General features: G+C 63.4%; 13 protein-coding genes. 8 read left to right on the top strand and 5 right to left on the bottom strand.

The window, feature by feature from the left end:
* Nucleotides 1-20: 20 nt before the first annotated feature.
* From FKV68_RS32855 to FKV68_RS32835, 5 genes are all read left to right on the top strand, one after another.
* A complete protein-coding gene (locus tag FKV68_RS32855) occupies nucleotides 21-1,001 on the top strand; it encodes a carbohydrate ABC transporter permease (RefSeq protein ID WP_180943065.1) in 981 nt (326 codons plus the stop codon).
* The gene (locus FKV68_RS32850) at nucleotides 1,001-1,831 is read left to right on the top strand and encodes a carbohydrate ABC transporter permease (protein WP_180943064.1); all 831 of its coding nucleotides are present in this window, start codon (nucleotides 1,001-1,003) and stop codon (nucleotides 1,829-1,831) included. Before FKV68_RS32855 ends, FKV68_RS32850 begins: the two co-directional genes overlap by 1 nt.
* Nucleotides 1,832-1,873: 42 nt before the next feature.
* Entirely contained in the window at nucleotides 1,874-2,902 is a 1,029-nt protein-coding gene (locus tag FKV68_RS32845; RefSeq protein WP_180943063.1) for an ABC transporter ATP-binding protein, read from the top strand.
* A 69-nt stretch (nucleotides 2,903-2,971) separates the two neighbouring features.
* Nucleotides 2,972-3,757 (top strand): ThuA domain-containing protein, encoded by a 786-nt coding sequence (locus FKV68_RS32840; protein WP_180943062.1) that lies wholly within the window; start codon nucleotides 2,972-2,974, stop codon nucleotides 3,755-3,757.
* Nucleotides 3,758-3,765: 8 nt separating this feature from the next.
* A complete protein-coding gene (locus FKV68_RS32835; RefSeq protein ID WP_180943061.1) occupies nucleotides 3,766-4,854 on the top strand; it encodes a Gfo/Idh/MocA family protein in 1,089 nt (362 codons plus the stop codon).
* Nucleotides 4,855-5,122: 268 nt separating this feature from the next.
* On the opposite strand, the gene FKV68_RS32830 is transcribed toward FKV68_RS32835, so the two are convergent.
* The 5 genes from FKV68_RS32830 to FKV68_RS32810 all read right to left on the bottom strand — a co-directional run bounded on the left by FKV68_RS32830 (nucleotide 5,123) and on the right by FKV68_RS32810 (nucleotide 11,255).
* Entirely contained in the window at nucleotides 5,123-5,482 is a 360-nt protein-coding gene (locus FKV68_RS32830; RefSeq protein WP_180943060.1) for an SPW repeat protein, read from the bottom strand.
* Nucleotides 5,483-5,894: 412 nt separating this feature from the next.
* Nucleotides 5,895-6,695, bottom strand: a complete 801-nt coding sequence (locus tag FKV68_RS32825; protein WP_180943059.1) for an inositol monophosphatase family protein — start codon at nucleotides 6,693-6,695, stop codon at nucleotides 5,895-5,897.
* A gap of 52 nt (nucleotides 6,696-6,747) precedes the next feature.
* A complete protein-coding gene (locus FKV68_RS32820; RefSeq protein WP_180943058.1) occupies nucleotides 6,748-7,809 on the bottom strand; it encodes an ABC transporter ATP-binding protein in 1,062 nt (353 codons plus the stop codon).
* On the bottom strand, nucleotides 7,806-10,034 hold the full coding sequence (locus FKV68_RS32815) for an ABC transporter permease (RefSeq protein ID WP_180943057.1): 2,229 nt from the start codon (nucleotides 10,032-10,034) through the stop codon (nucleotides 7,806-7,808). The genes FKV68_RS32820 and FKV68_RS32815 overlap by 4 nt, the downstream gene beginning before the upstream one ends.
* Before the next feature lie 192 nt (nucleotides 10,035-10,226).
* Complete coding sequence (locus FKV68_RS32810; RefSeq protein WP_180943056.1) at nucleotides 10,227-11,255, bottom strand: ABC transporter substrate-binding protein; 1,029 nt, start codon at nucleotides 11,253-11,255, stop codon at nucleotides 10,227-10,229.
* Nucleotides 11,256-11,448: 193 nt separating this feature from the next.
* On the opposite strand from FKV68_RS32810, the gene FKV68_RS32805 reads away from it, so the two are divergent.
* The 3 genes from FKV68_RS32805 to FKV68_RS32795 all read left to right on the top strand — a co-directional run bounded on the left by FKV68_RS32805 (nucleotide 11,449) and on the right by FKV68_RS32795 (nucleotide 15,073).
* On the top strand, nucleotides 11,449-12,462 hold the full coding sequence (locus FKV68_RS32805) for a LacI family DNA-binding transcriptional regulator (protein ID WP_180943055.1): 1,014 nt from the start codon (nucleotides 11,449-11,451) through the stop codon (nucleotides 12,460-12,462).
* A gap of 324 nt (nucleotides 12,463-12,786) precedes the next feature.
* The gene (locus FKV68_RS32800; RefSeq protein WP_180943054.1) at nucleotides 12,787-12,996 is read left to right on the top strand and encodes a dodecin; all 210 of its coding nucleotides are present in this window, start codon (nucleotides 12,787-12,789) and stop codon (nucleotides 12,994-12,996) included.
* Nucleotides 12,997-13,186: 190 nt separating this feature from the next.
* Nucleotides 13,187-15,073 carry a sigma-54-dependent Fis family transcriptional regulator gene (locus FKV68_RS32795; protein ID WP_180943053.1) on the top strand — a complete coding sequence of 629 codons (1,887 nt, stop codon included), beginning with the start codon at nucleotides 13,187-13,189 and terminating at the stop codon, nucleotides 15,071-15,073.
* Nucleotides 15,074-15,325 lie beyond the last annotated feature (252 nt).

Here is a 15,325-nt window from a genome sequence, read left to right as displayed (position 1 = left end):
CCAACCAGTGAGCTCGTGTCATGACCGAAGTTTCTCTCGCGGGGCCGCCGTCTGCGCTTGCGGGCAAGAGGATAGGCTCAGATCTTCAGGCGCAGCGTCTCCGTTCGGCCTGGCTTTTCCTGGCGCCGACTTTCCTGGTGCTGGCGATGGTCGCCGGCTGGCCGCTCGTCCGCACCATCTATTTCAGCTTTACCAACGCCTCACTGACCAATCTCTCCGCTGCTGAGTTCGTCGGCCTCCAGAACTATCTCTCCTGGGTCACGCTGAAGAGCGGACGCACGATCTACAGGGGCCTGCTCGCCGACCCGGCCTGGTGGAACGCGGTGTGGAATACGCTCAGGTTCACGGTGATCTCGGTCAGCATCGAGACGGTGCTGGGCCTGATCGTGGCGCTCGTACTCAATGCGCAGTTTCCCGGACGCGGTCTCGTGCGTGCCGCGATCCTCATTCCTTGGGCGATCCCGACCATCGTCTCCGCAAAAATGTGGGCCTGGATGCTCAACGACCAGTTCGGCATCCTGAACGACATACTCATCGGCCTCGGTCTGGTCAGCCAGAAGATCGCCTGGACCGCGAGCCCCGATACCGCGATGATCGCGGTGTTGATCGTCGACGTCTGGAAGACGACGCCGTTCATGGCGCTCCTGATTCTCGCCGGCCTGCAGATGGTGCCGGGTGAAATCTACGAGGCCACGAAGATCGACGGCGTCCATCCAGTCAAGGTTTTCTGGCGCATCACCCTGCCGCTGATACGGCCGGCGTTGATGGTCGCGGTCATTTTCCGCATGCTGGACGCGCTGCGCATCTTCGACCTGATCTACGTGCTGACGCCGAACAACACGCAAACGAAGACGATGTCGGTGCTCGCCCGCGAGAACCTTTTCGATTTCGACAAGTTTGCCTACGGCGCCGCCGCCTCGACCATGCTGTTCCTCATCATCGCGGCGATCACCGTGCTCTACATGTGGTTCGGACGCGTCAATCTGGAAGGCGAACGCTGATGCTCATGACAGCCGTAAAACGAACTGCGTTCTATGCGCTCGTCGCCGTCATCGTCGTCGTCGCGGTGTTCCCGTTTTATTACGCGATCCTGACGAGCTTGAAATCCGGTACGGCGCTGTTCCGTGTCGACTATTGGCTGTCGACGCCCTCGCTTGCCAATTACCAGGAGATCCTGACGCATGGCAGTTTCCTGAGGAACCTCGGAAATTCGCTGCTCGTTGCGACCCTGGTCGTCGCCGTGTCGCTGCTGCTGGCGATCACCGCCGCCTTCGCGCTTGCGCGCGTCCGCTTCCGGGGCCGGGGCTTGCTTCTCCTCGCCATCCTGTCGGTGTCGATGTTTCCGCAGATCGCCGTGCTTGCCGGCCTCTTCGAGCTCGTGCGCTGGATCGGCATTTTCAATACGCCGCTGGCGCTGATCTTTTCCTACATGATCTTCATGCTGCCGTTCACGGTGTGGGTGCTTACGACCTTCATGCGCGACCTGCCGGTCGAAATCGAGGAGGCGGCGATCGTCGACGGCGCCACGCCCTGGGTGATCATCACCCGCGTGTTCATGCCGCTGATGTGGCCAGCGCTGGTGACGACCGGACTGCTCGCCTTTATCGCTTCCTGGAACGAATTCCTCTTCGCACTGACATTTACGTCGTCGGACACGCAGCGCACGGTGCCGGTCGCGATCGCGCTGCTTTCGGGCGGCAGCCAGTTCGAGGTCCCTTGGGGCAACATCATGGCGGCGTCGGTGATTGTCACGGTGCCGCTCGTGGTCCTCGTCCTGATCTTTCAGCGGCGCATCATTTCCGGCCTCACGGCCGGTGGCGTCAAAGGCTAGAGCGATTTTCCACACGCATCCCGCTGGATTTAGGAGAAGGAAATGGCAGAGCTTCAACTGCGGGACATTCGCAAGTCCTTCGGCTCCTTCGAGGTCATCAAGGGTGTCAGCATGGACATCCGCGCCGGCGAATTCATGGTCTTCGTCGGGCCGTCGGGCTGCGGCAAGTCCACGTTGCTCCGCCTGATTTCGGGTCTGGAGGAAATCACCTCCGGAACGCTTTCCTTCGACGGGCAGATCGTCAATCAGCTCGCCCCGTCGCGCCGCGGTATCGCCATGGTGTTTCAGTCTTATGCGCTTTATCCACACATGACCGTTTTCGACAACATGGCCTTCGGCATGCAGCTCGCCGGCAAGGACAAGGAACACTGCAGAAAAAGGGTCGAGGCGGCGGCCGAAATGCTGCAGCTTACCCCCTATCTCAAGCGTCTGCCCCGCCAGCTCTCCGGCGGGCAACGGCAGCGCGTGGCGATCGGCCGTGCGATCGTGCGCGACCCGAAGGTCTTTCTCTTCGACGAACCGCTTTCCAATCTCGATGCGGCACTTCGTGTCGCGACCAGGCTTGAGATCGCCAAGCTCCATCGTAGTATGCACAACACGACGATGATCTACGTGACGCACGACCAGGTGGAGGCAATGACGCTCGCCGACCGGATCTGCGTGCTTCGGGACGGGCTTGTCGAGCAGATCGGCACGCCGCTCGACGTTTATGAAAGGCCGAATTCGATCTTCGTCGCCGGCTTCATCGGCTCGCCGAAAATGAACTTCCTGACCGACGCCTTCGCGGAACCCTACGAGGCGCAGACGATCGGCATCAGGGCGGAACATCTGGAGGTCGTCGAGGGCGCCGGGCAATGGCACGGCACGATCGTCCACGCCGAAATGCTCGGCTCCGACAGCTATGTCTATATCGATATCGGCGCCGGTGAGCCGTTGATCGTCCGGGAAAGCGGGATCTCTAGGCACGAGCCCGGACAGACGGTGCAGGTTTCGCCTGCCGCCGGCCAAATTCATCGCTTCGATGCGGCAGGACGCGCGATCGGCCGCACCGAATTGCGTGGCGCGGCTTAACCTCGCCGCAAATTAACCACCAGACAAGGGCATCCGGCAGCGGATGCAGTAACCACGAGGAGAATGACCTTGGCTATCAACACCATCGTGTGGGGTGAGAATATCCACGAGCAGACGAATGCGGTGGTTCGGGAGATTTACCCGAACGGCATGCACAACACGATCGCGGCGGCGCTGAACGAGGACGCCGCGATTGCCGCGACGACGGCGACCTTGCAGGAGCCGGAGCACGGGTTGAGCGAAGAACGACTGGTTTCGACCGACGTGCTCGTCTGGTGGGGCCACAAGGACCACGGCGCTGTCGACGACCGCGTCGTTGAGCGGGTGGCCAAGCGCGTGTGGGAGGGCATGGGGCTGATCGTGCTCCACTCCGGCCATTTCTCCAAGGTGTTCAAGCGGCTGATGGGCACGCCCTGCGCGCTGAAATGGCGCGAGGCGGGCGAGCGCGAGCGCGTCTGGGTGGTCAATCCGCGCCATCCGATCGCTGCGGGTCTCGGCGAGAATTTCGTGCTGGAAAACGAAGAGATGTATGGCGAGCAGTTTTCCGTGCCGGAGCCGCTGGAGACGGTGTTCATCTCCTGGTTTGCCGGCGGCGAGGTGTTCCGCTCGGGGCTGACCTGGCGGCGCGGCACCGGCAACATCTTCTATTTCCGTCCCGGTCACGAAACCTATCCGACCTATCATGACGCGACTGTGCAGACGGTGCTGCGCAACGCAGTGAAATGGGCGCACAATCCGCAGGGCACGTACAAGGCGATCCACGACGCGCCGAACGTGCCGGTGGAGAAGGCGCTGGAACCGATCGTCGAGCGGGGGCCGAAGCTCCACCAGGCCGGCGAAGCAGGATATCGATGAGGTCCATCATGCGTTTGCTCATTCTCGGAACCGGCGGCATGGCCAACAGCCACGCGCTCGCCTTTGCCAAGATCGATGGCGTCGAACTTGTCGCGGCTGTCGATGTCGACCCGTCGCGGGCGCGCGCCTTTGCCGACGTGCACGGCATTGCCCGCGTCTTCACCTCGCTCGACGACGCGATCGCCTGGGGCGAATTCGACGCGGCGACCAACGTCACCCCGGACAAGGCCCATCACCCGACGACGCTGGCGCTGATCGCCGCCGGCAAGCACGTGCTGTGCGAAAAGCCGCTGGCGGAAAACTACGACAAGGCCGCCGAAATGGCCGAAGCCGCGGAGCGCGCCGGTGTCGTCAACATGGTGAACCTCACCTACCGCAATGTCGCGCCGCTTCAGCGTGCGCGGGAACTGGTGCTGGCCGGCGAAATCGGCAGGGTGCGCCATCTCGAAGCCTCCTACTTGCAGAGCTGGCTGGTGTCGAAGGCGTGGGGCGACTGGGCGAGCGAATCGAAATGGCTGTGGCGGCTGTCGACCAAACACGGCTCCAACGGCGTGCTCGGCGACGTCGGCATCCACATCCTCGACTTTGCCGGCTATGGCGCCGGCAGCACGGTCGAGCGGGTCTTTGCCCGGCTGAAGGCGTTCGACAAGGCGCCCGACAACCGCATCGGCGAATACGATCTCGACGCCAATGACAGCTTCGCGATGACGGCGGAGTTCGAAAACGGCGCGATGGGCGTAATCCACGCCAGCCGTTGGGCGACGGGGCATCTCAACGAGTTGAGGCTCAGGCTGCACGGCGACAAGGGTGCGCTGGAGGTGTTCCATACGCCGGACGGATCGCTCCTCAAGGCCTGCCTTGGCCCCGATGTCGAAAAGGCGATCTGGCGCGACCTCGATGCCGGGACGGTGCCGACCAATTACCAGCGCTTCGCCGCGGCGGTCGCCGAACGTCAGGCTGTCGAGCCCAACTTCCGTCATGCCGCCGATCTGCAGAAAGTGCTCGATGTCGCCATCGAAACCGAAAGAGAGCGGCGTGAACTGGAGGTCGCGGACGTGCCTTCGGTCGAGGAGAAACGTGCGGTCGTCGGAGGTTGACGATACAACACTCCTGCTTCCGGCCGGTTCCGCTGGAAGCGGGGATTGCTCGCAACTGAAGAATGACTGACGCGTTGCGCGTTTTTCTGAACGCACGATCGCGTCTCAACTTATCAGCATCGATCACGCTTATGATTTGGGTCGATTCGACCCAAATCATCGCGATCTAAGCGCGTCGCGTTCGAACGGCGTCATGCAACGCGCTTTAGGTCTTTGTTTTCATGCATGTCGTTGCCCCAAAACCGCTGCGTGCTTTGGGCGACATCCATTAGGCAGCCGAATGCGGGTGCCGATAGTCCCAGACAGCCCAGGCCGACAGTGCCGCGACGAGCACGCCAAGGATGACATGCGTCCACATCGCGTTCATGTTCGCCATGAAGCCGAGCAGCCAGGGAGAAACGATCAGCCACAGGCCGATCACCACGTTCACCCATTCCTCCCATTCTGCGAAGGCCGAAAGCGCTGCAACCGCCAGTGCGCCGAGCACGATGCCGGCGATCCAGGCATTCCAGGTCGGCACGGGCTCAGCCGCAAAACCGATGACCCAGGGAGAGAGGAACAAGCACACCGCCAGGACCAGATTGGCCCAGTCCTGGGCCCTTTTTCCCGCCATGAGAGTGTTTACCATGACAACCTCCACGTATGAAGCTTGACAAAGCGTTACCCCTCGCGTGCGCCTGACGTTTCAGCTCCGGCCTCCTCAGTTCGCACGGTCGCTGTAACGCTTTGAATTGCTGTGTAATTTTACGCCCAAATCGGACCTGATTCAAGAAATCCCGCGACACTCGGTTTTTGTGGATTGTTCATTGAAATCCGCCTCGCGTCTTCCCTGAGGCTGCGAACGAGATGTTTGGCCCGGCGGACAACCATTGCCACCGAGCGATTGAGCCTCGGACGAAGAGGGCAGTAAGCCAACGGGTCCCGCCCAAGCGCAGGACCTCCGCCGCCATCTTCTGCTAACCCATTGGAATCGGCTATGTTTGTCGTTGTTGACCGCTTCGACGCCTCCGAATTCGATCGCCGGTTTCGAGCCCCGCCGCTCAGATGCCCGCCACCTTGCGCAGGTCTTCGATCGCGCTGGGCGCCGCAGCGAGAACGGCAGCGCCCTTGGTCAGACGCTCGCCCTCGACGGGGAAGGGCAGGTACCAGCCGCCCGCTTCCTTGACGAGGCAATAGCCGGCGAGGCAGTCCCAGGCGTGCATATAAGGCTCGTAATAGCCGACCAGGCGGCCGGCGGCGACATAGGCGAGCATCAGCGCGCCGGATCCGTTGCGCACGAAATTGCCGCCGGCTTCCAGCAGCTTCTCGACCATCTTGCCGACGGATGCCGGCGTCACGTGATTGTTGGCGCCGATGCCGGTGACGGCGTTGCGAATGGTGCGTGACGCGTCGAGCGACAACGGCTTGCCGTTGAGCCGCGCACCCCGCCCGAGTGCTGCGGCATAAAGTTCGTCGTGGCAGGGCGCCGAGATCACGCCGACGACCGGAACGCCGTCATGGAGGAGGGCGATCGAAACGCACCAGTTCGGCATGCCGTTGACGAAGGGACTGGTGCCGTCGATCGGGTCGATGACCCAGGTGAAGCCGGAGCGTCCCGGCTCCAGCCCGTATTCCTCGCCGAGCACGCCATCGTCGGGATAGGCCTCCGCGAAACGGGCACGGATCAGCATTTCCACTTCGCGATCGGCGATCGAGACGACATCCTGCGGATCCCGCTTGGTCTCGATGACCAGCGTCTCGCGCCGGCTGAAATAGTCGAGCGCGACAGCGCCCGCCTCGCGTGCCACCGCTTCGGCGAGAGCCAGTCGGGTTTCGAGCCCGGAGGGGTCGTGTGACGTCATGAAGCTTTCCTTGGTTCTGGTTTGATAATTCCGTTTCTCGCACGATGCGAGCTCAACCGCTGATAATGGCGATGCCACGCCCCTTGAAGCCGATCGCGACCTCCGTCGCCGGAGCCAGTGCTCTTTCGACGGCGGGATCGACAACGAAGAGCGTGCCAGCGGCCGTCTTCACCTCGTATTCGACATGATCGCCGAGATAGGCGGCGTGGGTGATGCGGCCGGAAAACGCGCCGTCTTTTGCCGGTTCCAGCGTGATCGCGTTCGGCCGCACGGCGAGCTTCGCCGGCCCGGGCCGAATGTCGCGCCCCGGCACGCGATGGGTCAGGGCCTCGACGCGGATCGTCGCATCGCCTCCCTCGACGCCGAGGATATCGCAGGAAACGACATTTGCCTCGCCCATGAAGTCGGCGATGAAGGCGGATGCCGGTGCTTCGTAGAGATCGCGCGGCGCGCCTTCCTGGGCGATGTGGCCGTCCTTCATGACGATGATGCGGTCGGAAACGGCCAGCGCCTCGTCCTGGTCGTGGGTGACGTAGACGGCGGTGAAGCCGAGCCGCTGCTGCAGTTCGCGGATCTCCGTCCTGACACGGCGGCGCAGCCGCGCGTCGAGATTCGACAGCGGCTCGTCGAGAAGCAGAACCTGCGGTTCGAGCACCAGCGCGCGGGCGACAGCGACACGCTGCTGCTGTCCGCCGGAAAGCTCCGCCGGCAGGCGCCCGCCCATGCCGGCAAGACCGACGAGCGCCAGCCCGTCCTCGGCCCGCTCGCGTGCCTCCTTGCGCTTCAACCCCGACGATTCGAGGCCGTAGGCGACGTTGTCGAGCGCCGTCATGTGCGGAAACAAGGCGTAGGACTGGAAGACCATGGAAACGTCACGTTCGTTCGCCGGCAACATCGTCACGTCCCTGCCGCCGATCAGGATACGGCCGGATGTCGGATGCTCGAGGCCGGCCAGCATCCTGAGTGTCGTCGTCTTGCCGCAGCCGGACGGGCCGAGCAGCGTCACCAGCGTGCCGGGCTCGATCGTCAGCGACAGGTCGTGAATGGCCGTGAAGGCGCCGAACGCTTTGCGGACGTTCCGAAAGACGACGGAACCGGGACCTTCGATGCTCATGCGGTTTTCTCCTGGCGAAGGGAAGCGGGCGTGGTTGCGGCAAGCGACTGCACGCGGTTCTCGCGCCTCAGCCGCCGCTCGCCGACAAGGAATTGGAAGCCGGCAATGACGGCGATCATGACCAGGATCAGCATCGAGGAATAGGCGATCGCGACGCCGTATTCGCCGTTTTCGACGAGGCCGACGATATAGGAGGTCGCCATGTTGTATTCGGCGCTGACCAGGAAGATGACGGCGCTGATCGAGGTGATGGCGCGCACGAAGGAATAGACGAGGGCGGCGGTGATCGCCGGCCGGAGCAGCGGCAGGATCACCTTGCGGATCGTGCGGAAGCTGTCGGCCCGAAGCGTCAACGAAGCTTCGTCGAGGCTGCGGTCAAGCTGGCTCATCGCCGCGACGCCGCCACGCACGCCGACCGGCATGTTGCGGAACACGAAGCAGGCGATCAGGATCAGCGCGCTGCCGGTCATCTCCAGCGGCGGCAGGTTGAAGGCCATGATGTAGCTGATGCCGATGACCGTGCCCGGAATGGCAAAGCTCATCATCAGCGCGAATTCGAAGAGCTCGCGGCCGGCAAATTTCTGGCGCACGATCAGATAGGCGGTGAGAAGACCGACGGCGGCCGTCAGCGGCGCCGAAACGAGGGCGATTTCCATCGTCGTCCAGAACGAGTTCCAGGCAACGCCCGTCCAGGCAATGGCGCCGTCGCGGAATTCGATCGAGAAGGCCTGGATGTAGTGTTCGAGCGTCAGCGTATTGTCGAGCCCCCAGGTCTTCACGAAACCGCCGACCAGGATCATGCCGTAGACGACGAGGGTGAAGAGCGCCCAGGGGATGACCAGCGCATGAACGCCGACCGAGACCGAGCGGGGGAGGGCCGCATGCACGCCGCTGTCACCCTTGCCGGTGACGGTCGAGAAATTCTTCCCCGAAAGCCAGAGGCGCTGGGCGAGGAAGGCTGCAAGCGTGAATGAGAGCAGGATGATCGCAAGCACCGCGGCGCGGGAGGGATCATTCTGCGAGCCGACGACGGCGAAGAAGATTTCCGTCGACAGCACGCCGTGGCTGCCGCCGAGCACCAGCGGATTGCCGAAATCCGCCATGCTTTCGATGAAGCCGATGAGGAAGGCATTGGCGAGCCCGGGCTTCATCGACGGCAGCGAGACGCGCCAGAAGGTCCGCCAGCGGTCGGCTCTCAGCGTCTGCGAGGCTTCCTCCATCGACGGGCTGACGCCCTCGACGACACCGATCAGCACGAGGAACGAGATCGGCGTGAAGGACAGGACCTGGGCGATCCAGATGCCGGTGAGGCCGTAGAGCCAGCGGCCCGGTTCGATACCCAGCAGCGCCGACATCGCCTGCGTCGCGACGCCCGAGCGGCCGAAGAGCAGGGTCAGCGCGAGGCCGACGACGAAGGGCGGCGTGATGATCGGCAGCACCGTCAGGAGCCGCAGGCTCTTCTTGTAGCGGAAGCCGGTGCGGGTGGCGACGAGAGCGAAGGCGAGCCCGAGAATGGTCGATCCGCTTGCCGTCATGATCGCCAGCCAGAAGGTGCGCCAGGCGACGCCGCAGCGCGCTCCGCCGATGACGCAGTCGAGGCTCCAGATCGACGGGTCGACGATGTTGCGGGTGAAGCCGTCCGGGTTGAACGAGCCGTCGAAATCCTGGAAGGCGCCGACGAGCATGCTGCCTACCGGATAGAAGACGAAGACAGCGACGAGAAAGACGAGCAGGGAAATCGCGCTGACGACGAAGGCGTCGCCCTTCATTACACCGCGTTCGGCAAGGCCGAAGGAAAAGATGAGAACGAAGACGAGCGCCGAGAGCACCGCACCCGCGCCCATCGAGGGCTGCCCGTCCGCAAGCGTGCCGAAAAGCGTTTCGCTGATCGTCCAGGTCCAGCCGGTAAAGCCGATCGCCAGGCCTTGCAGCGCGAGAAATACGATCCCGAGTGCGCCGGTCCAGGCGAGGAGAGCGCCGCGCGACTGCGCATCACCGACGAAGCGGCACGCACCGGCGAGAATGAGCATCAGCGCCGGAGCCGCAAGCCACCACCGACCGTTCGCGATCTGCATCAGGCCGGGCGAAACCGACGCGTCGCCCGGAAAATCGGCAAGCCAACCGAGGCCGAAGAAGCCGCCCTCGATGCGGTACCAGGGCAGCAAAAGGAAAGCCGCGAGCCCGAGGGCGAGGACGATATTCAGTCTGCGATTGCGATGTTCCATGGATCGCGTTTGCCTCGGGCCTTCCGGGGTCGCGAGAAGCGCGCCCGGGTCAATCCAGGCATCGATGCGACCGATTTGCAAGAAAGTGTAGCGTCATGTGTCGCCAACCTCCCCACCGCGCGGTTCCGCGCGGTGGGGAGGTTTCGGCCGGCTGGCGGGAGCCGCCGGCACAATCCCCCGGAATACGGGGGATCAGTTCGCGTTGGCGCCGATCTCCCTGTCCCAGCGCTCCAGCAGTGCCTTGCGCTTGGCCGGATCGCCATAGGTCTTGAAGTCGTAGTCGATCAGCTTGATATCCTCGAACTTCGGCGCCTCCTTCGGAACTTCCGCCGTCTTGTTCGACGGGAGCTGGAAGGATTTTGCCTCCTTCATCTTCGACTGCACAGCGGCCGAGAGCGCCCAGTCATACCACTTCTTGGCATTGTCGAGGTTCTTTGCGCCCTTGATGATCGACATGGAGCCGATCTCGTAGCCGGTGCCCTCGCAGGGCGCCACCGACTTTACCGGGAAACCTTCGACGGTCTGCGCCACCGCGTCATGCATGAAGACGACCCCGATCGCGGTTTCGCCGCGGGCGGCCGCCTTCACCGGTGCCGAGCCGGATTTGGTGTATTGCGAGACGTTGTCGTTGAGCTTCTTCAGGTAATCGAAGGCCTGGTCCTCGCCCATGATCTGGACGAGTGTCGCCAGTGCGGTATAGGCGGTGCCGGACGAGTTCGGGTTGGCGATCTGGATTTCGCCCTTGTACGACGCATCCAGCAGGTCGGCCCAGCACTTGGGTTCCTTGAGGTTCTTCTGCTTGAAGATTTCGGTGTTATAGCCCCAGCCGAGTGCTCCCGCATAAACGCCGACCGTGCGGTAGCCGGCGCTCTCGGCCTGCTTGACCGCCCAGTCCTGCAGCTCGCCGAGCATCGGCGACTTGTATTCGAGCGTCAGCCCCTCGGACGCGGCCTGCAGGTGTGGGTCGCCGGTGCCTGCCCACCAGATATCGGTCTTCGGGTTACGCGCCTCGGCGCGGATCTTGGCATAGGTTTCACCGGACGAAAGGCGAACCATGTTGACCGAAACGCCGGTCTCCTTTTCGAAGGCGCCTTCCATCTGTTCGCAGATCACCACGTCCGCCGAGCAGATGAGATTGAGGGTTCCTTCGGCATGCGCGGAAAAGGCAAAGAAAGTCGCACCCGCGGCAAAAGTTGCCGCAGCCATTTTAACCAAACCCATGATTTCCTCCCAGATTGAGCCGGCGCCTCCATGCCGGGCACTATTGCAAGCGCGTGCAAATGCTGCATGAGGAGATTTTAACTGTCAACATGTTTCTCCGATAACATCGCCAGTTCGCCGGCACAGATCGCTTGCACGCATTTGCAAAATTGTGCAATTCTTTGTGCAAGGGCTGTGAGCAAATCAGGCTATCATGTCGCAAAAACCTTTCGTCAGCGCTCAGGAGGTTGCCGAGCGGGCGGGTGTCTCCCGCTCCGCTGTTTCGCGCACCTTCACGCCTGGAGCCAGCGTCTCGCCGGAGACGCGGCGCAGGGTGGTGGAAGCGGCGGAAGCGCTTGGCTATCACGTTAATCATCTCGCCCGCGGGCTGATGCTGAACGAGAGCGGCATCGTCTGCCTCATCGTTTCCGACATGGGCACGCCATACCGATCGAGCCTGATCCGGGCGGTGACACAGCAATTGCAGGATGCCGGCAAGATCGCCATGCTGGTCAACACCGACCGGTCCGACGGCAGCGTCGATCTCGCGCTCAGGCAGGCGATCCGGTATCGCGCCGACGCGTCGATCATCCTGTCGGGAATGCCCGACAAGTCGATCACCCAGCTCTGCCTCAAGAACGGCCAGCGACTTGTGCTGATCAACCGTGACGACGATCAGGAAGGGCCGCTCAGGATCAATCTCGATGACGCCGCCGCCGCGGGCCGACTTGTCACCGCCTTCCTGCGCGCCGGCTGCCGTCGCCTTGCCTTTGCCAATTCCGAGGCCGGAACGCCGAGCCTGATGGCGCGTGAGCACGGCTTCGTCACGGCGGCGAAGACCATGGGCGTCGAGGTCGTCGTCGAGCGCTACGGATCGACCGGCTATGAAAGCGGCCGCGTGTTGGCACAGCGGTTGCTCACGCTCAGCGAGCGGCCCGATGCCGTTTTCTGCGCAACCGATCTCATCGCCTGCGGCTTCATGGACGCCGCCCGGCATCAGTTCTCGATTTCCATCCCGGATCAGCTCTGCGTTGCCGGATTCGACGATATCGAACAGGCGGCCTGGTCGTCCTATCAATTGACGACGTTCGGCCAGCCGGTCGAGGCAATTGCCCGGGAGGCGGTGACGTGGCTCGGCAGGGACGACGCGGAAGATCCTTCCGCACGCAACCATTCGGTCAGACTGAACGCCGATCTCGTCTGGCGTTCCTCGATCCGCGGTGGGTAACCGGCGAACGCAACAATCAAAAGTGCCACAGCGACCTTTGCGCGCCTCAAAAGACGCGCCGCGTTGGTAGGCCGCAATTTCCGAATGCAGCGGCTGGCAATCGCGCGCCAACGGGCGCATGCTGACTGCATCGTCCTCAATGATTGGCGGTCCGAGCACGCGCCGTCGCACTCTTCGCTGCCCGAGGGCGATGTTCGCGCTACTGCATGTTTCCTTAAATCGGAGGACAAAACATGCAGCAATTCAGAGTCCACAGCGGCGACCTATGGGCGTCTGAAAAGACGCACGGCGCTGTGGGATCAACCAGAACCCGAGGAGGTTACTGTGACCGGGCACGTCTACAAGAAGATAGAGTTGATCGGAAGCTCGAAGACCTCGGTCAACGAGTCGATCGAAACGGCGATTTCGCGCGCCTCGAAAACCATGCGGAATCTCGACTGGTTCGAAGTCGACCAGATCCGGGGACAGATCGTCAACGGAGAGGTGGCGCATTACCAGGTCGTCATGAAGGTCGGCTTCCGCCTCGACGATTGATGCGCGCGGCCGATCCGGCCGATCAAGGATATTTGGCGGCGTCGGCCCGGACCAAGCAGAGTCCGGGTCGCGCGCCGGTGTTCCGGACACAAGCGCCCGAGGCGGATCATCGCGTCCCCGCTCCTCGGCTTTCCGTTCCTTTACATTTCGGCTTCCCATGCGCACACTCGCGCCCAGGAGGAAGGCGGTCATGTTTTCACATTCCGACCATATCCGCGAAATCGAGCGCGTCGGCCGCGGCCTTCCGAGCAGCCGCGACGATATGGTCGTCAAATCCTGGCGGCGCTGCCTGGAGCATCACCGCCTCGACCCGGCGCAGGCTTGCGAGGCCTATATCGTACCGGAGACACGGCTCAAGGAGCATCGCCAGCAATCGGAAGACCTGATCGCCATCGCCCGTTCCGGGCTCGAACATCTGTTCAGGCAAGTGGCGGGGCAGAACTATGTGCTCTTGCTCTCCGACCGGCAGGGCGTGACCGTCGAGTTCCTTGGTGACCCACTCTTCAACAACAGCCTTCGCAAAGCGGGCCTCTATCTCGGGTCCGAATGGTCCGAATGGCGCGCCGGGACCTGCGCCGTCGGCGCCTGCATCGAGACGGGTGAGGCGCTGACGATCCACCAGAGCGACCACTTCGACAACACGCACACGCCGCTCTCCTGCACGGCGGCACCGATCTACGACATCCACGGCGAACTTTCGGCCGTCCTCGACATCTCGCTGCTGAGTTCCCCGATCCTCAAGACAAGCCAGAACCTGGCGCTTCATCTGGTCACCGCCAGCGCAAGGCGGATCGAGCTCGCCAATCTCATGGCCCAGGCGCGGCATCAATGGGTGCTCAGGTTCTCGCGCTCGCCGGAATTCCTCGACGTCGATCCGGAGGCGGCGATCTCGATCGACGGTCTCGGGCGGATCGCCGGCATGACCCAAGGCGGGGCGAAGATCCTTGCCCGCTCGACGGGGCTCGACTGGCGTGATCCGCGCCTCATCATCGGCGAGCCGGTATCGCGCTTCCTCGACCTGGAAATCGACGATCTTCCGGAGCTCACGCGCCGCCGGCCGACGCAGGAACGGCTCGTTTTCGCCCGCGACGGCAATGCGCTCTTTGCGCATGCCATCGAGCCGCATTCAGGCGTCCGCGCGCCGGGCGTCTCGCGCGCGCAGATCCCGCCGCCGTTGCGCCGGCTCGGCGGCGATGCGCCCGAAATCGTCGCGCTGCAGGCAAAGGCTGCGAAACTCGCCCGCACGGCGCTGCCGATCCTCATCCAGGGCGAGACCGGGACAGGCAAGGAATACCTGGCGCGCGCAATCCACGAGGGCAGCGGCCTTACGGGCCGCTTCGTCGCCATCAATTGCGCGGCGATCCCCGAGCAACTGATCGAGAGCGAGCTGTTCGGCTATCTGCCGGGCGCCTTCACCGGCGCGTCCGCCAAGGGCCGCAAGGGCCTGATCGAGCAGGCGGACGGCGGCACGCTCTTTCTCGACGAGATCGGCGACATGCCTCTTGCGCTGCAGAGCCGACTGCTCAGGGTGCTGGCCGAGCGCGAGGTGCTTCCGGTCGGAGGCACCGTGCCGCGCCCGGTCCAGATCAGGATCGTTTCGGCCTCGCATCGGCCCTTGCAGACGCTGGTGTCGCAGGGCGCCTTTCGCGAAGATCTCTATTACCGGCTCAACGCCGCAACGCTCTCGGTTCCGCCGCTCAGAGACAGACGCGATTTCGACTGGGTGGTCGAGCAGATGCTGGAACGACATTCCCATGCCGCCGGCCAAAGGACGCTCTCGCCGGCCGCGCTTGTCGCGCTGAAGGCGCACGACTGGCCGGGAAACATTCGCGAACTCGACAACGCCATCGCCGTTGCGGCTGCGCTCGCCGAAGCCTGCGTCATCGACGTTTCCGACCTGCCGGATTATCTCGTCGCGAGGGCCGAGCCGGACGATGCGGATGATGCCGGCACGGCGTTGAGACTGATGCTCGATGCCTGCAACTGGAACATCTCTGAGGCGGCGCGACGGCTGGGCCTCGACCGCTCGACGGTGCATCGCCAGGTCAGGCGCTTTCACTTGAAGCCGCATCGGTAGGAGCGACCTGCCGGCGCAAGGTTGCTGAATGCCGTAACGCGAAGCCCCACAGCGACCTATGCGCGTCTGGTCGGACGGGCGGCGTTGCCGGCGTCGGCGGCGCCTGCAACAGGTCGGACGCCTCACTTGTGGCGGCCGCGTCGGAGCGTGCAACAGTCCTAATTCCTCCCGTTCCTGAAAACATTGCGTTTTTCCTGGCTGCGACGCTTGGCACGGCCATTGCACATCGCTGTTCGACCGCGGCGGCAGCGC

Source organism: Sinorhizobium mexicanum, assembly GCF_013488225.1.
GTDB classification, from domain to species: domain Bacteria; phylum Pseudomonadota; class Alphaproteobacteria; order Rhizobiales; family Rhizobiaceae; genus Sinorhizobium; species Sinorhizobium mexicanum.
This window is presented reverse-complemented; position numbering and strand designations above follow the sequence as displayed.

What these genes read in the sequence shown, in the direction of transcription:
- FKV68_RS32855 (WP_180943065.1), top strand. Translation starts at nt 21, where the DNA reads ATGACCGAAGTTTCTCTCGCGGGGCCGCCGTCTGCGCTTGCGGGCAAG.
- FKV68_RS32850 (WP_180943064.1), top strand. Translation starts at nt 1,001, where the DNA reads ATGCTCATGACAGCCGTAAAACGAACTGCGTTCTATGCGCTCGTCGCC.
- FKV68_RS32845 (WP_180943063.1), top strand. Translation starts at nt 1,874, where the DNA reads ATGGCAGAGCTTCAACTGCGGGACATTCGCAAGTCCTTCGGCTCCTTC.
- FKV68_RS32835 (WP_180943061.1), top strand. Translation starts at nt 3,766, where the DNA reads ATGCGTTTGCTCATTCTCGGAACCGGCGGCATGGCCAACAGCCACGCG.
- FKV68_RS32830 (WP_180943060.1), bottom strand. Translation starts at nt 5,482, where the DNA reads ATGGTAAACACTCTCATGGCGGGAAAAAGGGCCCAGGACTGGGCCAAT.
- FKV68_RS32825 (WP_180943059.1), bottom strand. Translation starts at nt 6,695, where the DNA reads ATGACGTCACACGACCCCTCCGGGCTCGAAACCCGACTGGCTCTCGCC.
- FKV68_RS32820 (WP_180943058.1), bottom strand. Translation starts at nt 7,809, where the DNA reads ATGAGCATCGAAGGTCCCGGTTCCGTCGTCTTTCGGAACGTCCGCAAA.
- FKV68_RS32815 (WP_180943057.1), bottom strand. Translation starts at nt 10,034, where the DNA reads ATGGAACATCGCAATCGCAGACTGAATATCGTCCTCGCCCTCGGGCTC.
- FKV68_RS32810 (WP_180943056.1), bottom strand. Translation starts at nt 11,255, where the DNA reads ATGGGTTTGGTTAAAATGGCTGCGGCAACTTTTGCCGCGGGTGCGACT.
- FKV68_RS32805 (WP_180943055.1), top strand. Translation starts at nt 11,449, where the DNA reads ATGTCGCAAAAACCTTTCGTCAGCGCTCAGGAGGTTGCCGAGCGGGCG.
- FKV68_RS32795 (WP_180943053.1), top strand. Translation starts at nt 13,187, where the DNA reads ATGTTTTCACATTCCGACCATATCCGCGAAATCGAGCGCGTCGGCCGC.